Annotated in this window: 2 protein-coding genes; both read right to left on the reverse strand. The window is 68.9% G+C overall.

Annotated elements, in window-relative coordinates:
* The coding region (locus AC27LF_RS45080; protein ID WP_487231306.1) for an amino acid adenylation domain-containing protein at positions 1-4,688 on the reverse strand (4,688 nt) is incomplete at its 3' end.
* Positions 4,688-7,916 (reverse strand): non-ribosomal peptide synthetase (locus AC27LF_RS45085; protein WP_479665170.1); only part of this gene is annotated, 3,229 nt, incomplete at its 5' end. The genes AC27LF_RS45085 and AC27LF_RS45080, both read right to left, overlap by 1 nt.

The raw sequence follows: 7,916 nt of genomic DNA on the forward strand, positions 1-7,916 counted from the left end.
CGCTCCACCAACCACCGCGCCAGACGATTCGCCCACGCATTCAACTCCCCATACGACAACGACCGCCCCTCACACACCACCGCCACCGCACCCGGATCACGCACCACCTGCGCCTCGAACAACTCCACCACCGACAACCCACCAGCCGGCGGCACCTCCCCACCCACACCAGCCCACCCCAACACCAACCCACGCTCACCCACACTCAGCACATCCACCGCACTCAACCGGACGTCCGGCGCCCCCACCACACCCTCCAGCAAACGACCGAACCAACCCACCAAACGCTCAGCCGTCCCCCCATCAAACACATCGAGGGCGTATTCCAGCGCGCCGGCGATTCCTTCCTCCCGCTCCTCCATGTAGAGCGCGAGGTCGTACTTGGCCGTGGTCGACTGCGCATGTGCAGCGGAGCCTCGGAGGCCGGCCATTTCGAGTCTGGCCGGGCGGTTGTTCTGGAAGCTCAGCACGACCTGGAAAAGCGGGTGACGCGCCATGGAGCGGGTAGGGTTGAGTTCCTCCACCAGCCGCTCGAACGGCACGTCCTGGTGCGCGAAAGCGGCCAGGTCGCTCTCCTTGACCCGCGCGATGAGCTCGCGGAAGGAGGGATCCCCCGACGTATCGGTGCGCAGGACCAGCATGTTGACGAACATGCCGACGAGATCATCCAGCGACTGGTCGGTCCGCCCCGCGATCGGCGAACCGATCGGCACGTCGGTCCCCGCGCCCACCCGCGTGAGCAGCGCCGCCCAGGCGGCCTGCACGACCATGAACAGGCTCGCTCCGGACTCCCGAGCCAGTCCGGTGAGCCCCTGGTGCACCTCGGCGGGCAGCACGAAGCGCACCCTGCCACCTCGATGTGATGCCACAGCAGGGCGCGTTCGGTCGAACGGCAGCGTCAGCTCATCCGGGGCACCGGCGAGCGCCTCACGCCAGAACTCCATCTGACGGGACAGCACACTCTGCGGATCCTCCTCGGACCCGAACACCTCCTGCTGCCACAACACGTAATCCGCGTACTGCACCGGCAACGGCGCCCAACCCGGCGCCCGCCCCTCACACCGCGCCCCGTACGCCACCGACACATCACGCGCCAACGGCCCCATCGACCAGCCGTCACCCGCGATGTGATGCACGACCAACATCAGCACATGCTCATCCGGTCCGAGCCTGAACAACCGGGCGCGGACAGGGATCTCCTCCGCGAGGTCGAAGGCGCACCGCGCCGCCTCCGCCACAGCCGCGTCCACGTCCTCCGCGCTCACATCCGTGACGGTCAGCGCAAAGCCACTCTCCTCGACCGACAGGATCCGCTGGTACGGCTCTCCGTCGGCCACCGCGAAGACCGTACGCAGCACCTCATGCCGTTCCAGGACATCGCGCAGCGCGTCTTCCAACGCGTGCTGGTCCAGCGCCCCCGTCAGTCGCACGCCGATCGGGATGTTGTACGTCGCGCTCGGGCCTTCGAGCTGGCTGATGAACCACAGCCGGCGTTGCGCGTAGGACAGCGGCACCCGCTCCGGACGCTCCCCCGCGACCAGGGCCGGACGAGCCACTTCGGCCCGGCCCAGCCGTGCCGCGAGACCGGCCGGAGTGGACGCCTCGAACAGCGTCCGCAGCGCCACCTCCACACCCAGCACCGCACGCACGCGACTCACCAGCCGCGTCGCCAGCAACGAATGCCCACCGAGCGCGAAGAAGTCGTCCTCGACGCCCACCTCATCAAGGCCGAGGACCTGGGCGAACGCCTGGCACAGGATCTCCTCCCGCACCGTCGCCGGACCACGGCCCCCGCCGCTCACATACTCCGGAGCAGGAAGCGCCTTGCGGTCCAGCTTCCCGTTCACCGTCAACGGCAACGCATCCAGGACAATCACCGCCGAGGGCACCATGTACTGCGGCAACCGCTCACCCACGTACTCACGCAGCTCGGCCGGGGCCGCATCCCCCACAACGTAGGCCACCAGCCGCCTGTCCCCGAGAAGATCCTCACGGGCGACCACAACCGCCTGCGCCACCGCCGGGTGCGCGGCCAGCACCGCCTCGACCTCACCCGGCTCGATCCGGAAACCGCGGATCTTCACCTGCTCATCCACACGCCCCAGATACTCCAGCCGACCCCCGGCCGACCACCGCACCACATCCCCCGTCCGATACATCCGCGCACCAGCCGGACCGAACGGACACGCCACAAACCGCTCACCCGTCAGACCGGGACGCCCCGCATACCCCCGCGCCAGCCCCGCACCCGCCACATACAACTCCCCCGCCACACCCACCGGCACCGGACGCAACGCACCATCCAGCACAAACACCCGCGTATTCGCAATCGGCACCCCGATCGGCACACCGGCAGCAGAGAAATCATCTCCGGAGCGAATGGAATAGGTGACACACCCGACGGTCGCCTCGGTCGGCCCATACTCATTCACCACCCTCGCCCCAGGATTCACCTCACGCCAACACCGCACCACCTCACCGGAAAGCGCCTCACCACCCACCACCACATCACCCGACAACTGGCGGCCCCGCGCCAGATCACCCAGCAACCTCAGATGGCTCGGCGTGACCTTCAAGAAGGTGCAGCGCCATTCCCCCGACAACGCCTCCACCACATCCGCGCTCTCGGTCAACCCGACCACCCGCACACACCCGCCCACCAGCAACGGGCCCAGCAACGACGTCACCGTCAGATCGAACGCCACCGACGAATGAAGACCCGCCACCCCACGCAGACCCTCATACTCCTCACCACACCACCGCAGATAACCCACCGCACTCCGATGAGAAATCACCACACCCTTCGGACGCCCCGTAGAACCAGACGTATAAACCACATACGCCGGATGATCCACACGCAGCGCACCCACACGCTCGGCATCCGCAACATCCGCACCCGACACAGCCGCCAAACGACCCTCAACACCGGGATCACCCAACACCAGACGAGGCACCGACACCTCGGGAAATACCGTGCCCGAAGCAGTGATCACACACGCCAGACCCGCGTCAGCGACCATGAACCCGACACGCTCCGCCGGATAGTCGAGGTCGATCGGCACATACCCCGCCCCCGCCTTCAACACCGCCCACACCGACACCACCAACTCGACCGAACGCGGCAACGCCAGCCCCACCAACGTCTCAGGACCCACCCCCTCACCCACCAACACCCGAGCCAACCGACTCGCACGCGCATCCAACTCCGCATACGACACCCCCACATCCCCCACCACCACAGCCACCGCATCCGGCGTCCGCGCCACCTGCGCCGCAAACAACTCCGGCAACGTCGACGCCGAGCCCTCCACCCCCGTGTCATTCCAGTCCACGAGCAACTTCCGGCGCTCGTCGGCATCGAGGATCTCCACCGAGCTCATCCGTATCGACGGGTCCGCGGCCACAGCCGACAGCACTCGGACCCAGCGGCCTGCGATCTGGTGGGCCGTCTCCTCGTCGAAGAGGTCGGCCGACACCGTCACCACGCCACGCATGCCGGCCGGCGCACCCCCGGCACCGAAGGTCTCGGCCGCTGCGACCTCAAGGTCGAACTTCGACGTGGCGGTTCCGCGGGTTATGCGGGACGCCTTGAGGCCGGACAGGTCGAGCTTCGCCGGACCGGCGTTCTGCAGGGTGAGCATGACCTGGAAGAGGGGGTGCCGCGCGAGGGAACGGGCAGGCGCCAGCTCCTCCACGAGCCGTTCGAAGGGCACGTCCTGGTGCTCGAAGGCGCCGAAACTCGTCTCCCGGACCCGGTCCAGCACGTCGGCGAACGTCGGATCGCCGGAGAGGTCGGTGCGTATGACGAGCGTGTTGACGAAGAACCCGACGAGGTCGTGGAGTGCCTTGTCGGTGCGTCCGGCGATGGCTGAACCGATCGGGATGTCCGTACCGGCGCCGAGCCGGGACATGGTCACGGCGAGTGCCGCCTGGAGCACCATGAAGAGGCTCATGCCTCGTTCGCGTGCCATGACGACGAGCCGCTCGTGCACCACGGCCGGGATCTCCAGCTCCGCCTGGTGACCGCGGTGGGTCGGGACGGCCGGCCGCGGCCGGTCGGTCGGCAGCGACAGTTCCTCGGGGACTCCCGTCAGGGCCTGCCGCCAGTACTCGACCTGCTGGGACAGCACGCTCTCCGAGTCGTCCTCGTCGCCCAGCAGCTCCCTCTGCCACATGGCGTAGTCGGCGTACTGCACCGGCAGGGGCTCCCATTCGGGCGCCCGGCCTTCGCGGCGCGCCGCGTAGGCCACCGACAGGTCACGCCCCAGCGGGCCGGCCGACCAGGCGTCCCACGCGATGTGATGCACGAGCAGGACGAGCACGCACTCGTCCTGGCCCACTGTGAGCAGGCTGGCTCGCAGCGGGATCTCCGTGGCCAGGTCGAAGGCGTGCCGGACGGCGTGCTCCACGGTCTGCGTCAGGTGCTCCGGAGACACGTCCGCGACGGCCAGCTCGAACCCGGTCTCGTCGACCGGCAGGATGCGCTGGTACGGCTCGCCGTCGGGCGCGGGGAACACCGTCCGCAGCACCTCGTGCCGTTGCAGCACGTCCCGCAGCGCCGTTTCCAGCGCTTCCCGGTCGAGCACCTCGGGGAAGCGCAGCACCGTCGGGTTCGTGTACGTGGTGCTCGGCCCCTCCAGCTGTGCCAGGAACCACAGACGACGCTGGGCGAACGAGAGCGGGATCATCAGGACTCCTCCTGGCTGCGCATCGGCCGCAGCGCGGGCCTAGCTTTCCGACGGCTGTCACCTTGCTGTGTGAGCCAGACCGCGAGCCCGGCCGGCGTCGGGGTGCCGAAGACCGCCCGGATCGGCAGTTCCGTCCCCAGTTCCTCTCTGATCTCGCTGCTCAATCGGGTCGCCAGCAGCGAGTGCCCGCCAAGAGCGAAGAAGTCGTCGTCGACTCCGACCTGGTCCAGACCGAGCACGCGGGCGAACGCCCGGCAGAGGATCTCCTCCTGTGGCGTGGCCGGGCCGCGCCCCCGCCTCTCCGCGTATTCGGGGACGGGCAGGGCCGCACGGTCGAGCTTCCCGTTCACCGTCAGCGGCAGCGCGTCCAGGGCCACCACGGCCGAGGGCACCATGTGGCCGGGCAGCCGACCTGTCGCCCACGTGCGCAGGGCATCGGGCAGGGTATTCGGCAGGGCCGCCTCCGCCGTGGCGTCGGTGGTGGCGGTGATTCCGCCGTTGGGGGCCGGGACCACGTAGGCGACCAGGCGCTTGTCGCCGGGCGTGTCCTGCCTTGCGATCACCGCTGTCTGCGCCACCTGCGGGTGCGCGGCCAGCACCGCCTCGATCTCTCCGGGCTCGATCCGGAATCCGCGGATCTTCACCTGCTCATCGACTCGTCCGGCGAACACCAACTGGCCGTCCCCGGTCCAGCGCACCAGGTCTCCGGTCCGATACATCCGCTCGCCCGCACCACCGTACGGGCAGGCCACGAACCGCTCGCCGGTCAGGTCGGGCCGGCCCACATAGCCACGCGCCACCTGTGCACCTGCGATGTACAGCTCGCCCGCGACGCCCACCGGCACCGGCTTCAGCCGTCCGTCCAGCGCGTACAGCCGCGTGTTGGCCACGGGCCTGCCCACCGGCACCGCACCCGAGCCGATCGACTCCGCAGACAGCCGAGCCGTCGCCACGGCGATGGTCGTCTCCGTCGGGCCGTAGTGGTTGAACACCTCTTGCTCACCGGCCGCCGCCAGCAAGCCGGCCACCATTTCCTGCGGTGCCTCTTCACCACCCAGCACCAATGCCTTGCCCGGCAGCACCCCGGCGGCACCCTCGGGCCCGGCCGTCAGCGCCGCGAGATGCGAGGGCACGGCCTTGAGGTAGTCGATGCGGTGTTCCGTCAGATACCTGCTCACCGCCACCGCGTCGGTCACCGTGTCCTCGTCCAGGATGTGCAGCTCACCACCGGTGACCAGACTGGCGAACACCAGTGTGTTCCCCGAGTCGGTCGTCTGGGCCTGCACCACCGCGTAGCGACCGGGCCTGTCGAGCCCGATCCGCCCGGGCACCGTGGTCACGTAGTTCGCCAGTCCGCCGTGCGTGACCGCCACTCCCTTGGGCCGCCCCGTCGAACCCGACGTGTAGATCACGTACGCGATCTGGCCCGGCAACGGCGCCGCGGCATCCGCCGACCACTCCGGTTCCGCCGACGGTTCCGGTTCCGCCGACGGCTGCGTCGACTCAGGCGCGTCCACCGCGACCAGCCGATGCCCGCTCGCCGGCAGTGACTCAAGGAACTCGCCCGTGGTCAGGGTGAGCACCGCACCACTGTCCGCCAGCACGTACGCGATGCGTTCGGTGGGCATAGTGGAATCGACCGGCACATAGGCCGCCCCCGCCTTCCACACACCCAGAATCGCCGCGATCGTCTGCACCCCGCGCGGCAGGCACAGACCCACCACCGACTCCGCGCCCACGCCTTGAGCCCGCAGGTAGCGCGCCAGCCGGTTCGCCCGTGCTTCCAGCTCCGCGAACGACACCGCCGCACCGTCCTGAACCACCGCCACTGCGCTCGCGGTACGACGCACCTGAGCCTCGAACAGGGCGGGCACCATCGACGCGACGCCCCCCACTGCCGTGTCGTTCCAGTCCGCCAGCAGTCGGTCCTTCTCGACCGTGTCCAGGATCTCCATCGACGACAACGTGCTGTCCGAGTCGTGCTCCAGGGCAGTCACCACGCTGTCCAGGCAGGTGTGCAGCAGCCGGCACACCGCCTGACCGTCCACCGAGCCCACCGCGTCCACGTTCAGCCCGAACCCGGACTCCAGGTCGTCCACCGACACGGCCACCGGGTAGTTGGTGGCGGTCCGGGCGTACACCGTGCTGATGCCCTTGGACGAGGTGCCGGCGTTCGGACCGGACTCCGTCTGCGGGCGCCTGCCATGCCGGTAGTTGAACAGTGAGGTGAACAGCGGGCTGCCGTTCGGGACTCCGCTGGCCTGCTGCGCCAGCCTCAGCGGCGCGTGCTCGTGCACGAGCAGTTCCGCGAGCTGGTCGCGTACGCCCTGCAACGCCCGGCCCACACTCACTCCGTCGACACGGACGCGAACGGGCAGGGTGTTGATGAACAACCCCGGCACCCGGTCCGCACCCGCACCGGCGTTCATGCGTCCGAACAGCACGGTGCCGAACACGACGTCGTCACGGCCGCTGATGGTGGCCAGCACCCGGGCCCAGGCCAGGTGGAACACGGTGGCCGGGCTCGCACCGAGTGAGCGGGCGACGTCGCGTATTCGATGTCCCACCTCGTCGTCGACGTCCATCCGGGCACGCACGACGCCGCTGCCGTCACCGTGCACGTCCAGCAGACCGTACGGGGCGGTGGTCTCCTCCACATCGCCCAACAGGTCGGCGAAGTACCGCTCGTGCTCCTCCCGTGTCACACCGAGTCGGGCCTGCGCGACGAAGTTCCGGAAGGGCACCGGTTCGGGCAGGGAACCCTCCTGCCCCGACAGGAACGCTCGCATCTCATCGAGCAGCACGTCCTGGCCGGTGTGGTCCTGGACCATGTGATGCATCCGCAGCAACGCCAGCCATCCACCGTCCCGTCCGGGCTGCGTGGCGATGTGCACGTCGATCAGCGGCGCGCGACGGATGTCCATGGTCGGTCCGGCAGCCGCGATCAACTGCTCGACCACGTCGGGGCCTTGCAGGTCGAGAGAGACCTCGTGGACGGGCAGTTCGGCCGTACGGACCACGACCTGCACCGGCTCACGCAGTTGCTCCCACACGATCGCCGTGCGGTAGATGTCATGTCGGTCCACCACCCGCTGAAGAGCGCTGAGGAAGGTGTCCAGGCGATCCCGTGAGCCGAGCTCCATGACTCGCGGCGCCGCGTACACGTCCGTGCCACCGTCCGTCTGCAGCAGGTGGTGGAAGAGGATGCCTTCCTGCAGCGGGGCGAGT

The organism is Streptomyces diversicolor (assembly GCF_057537855.1).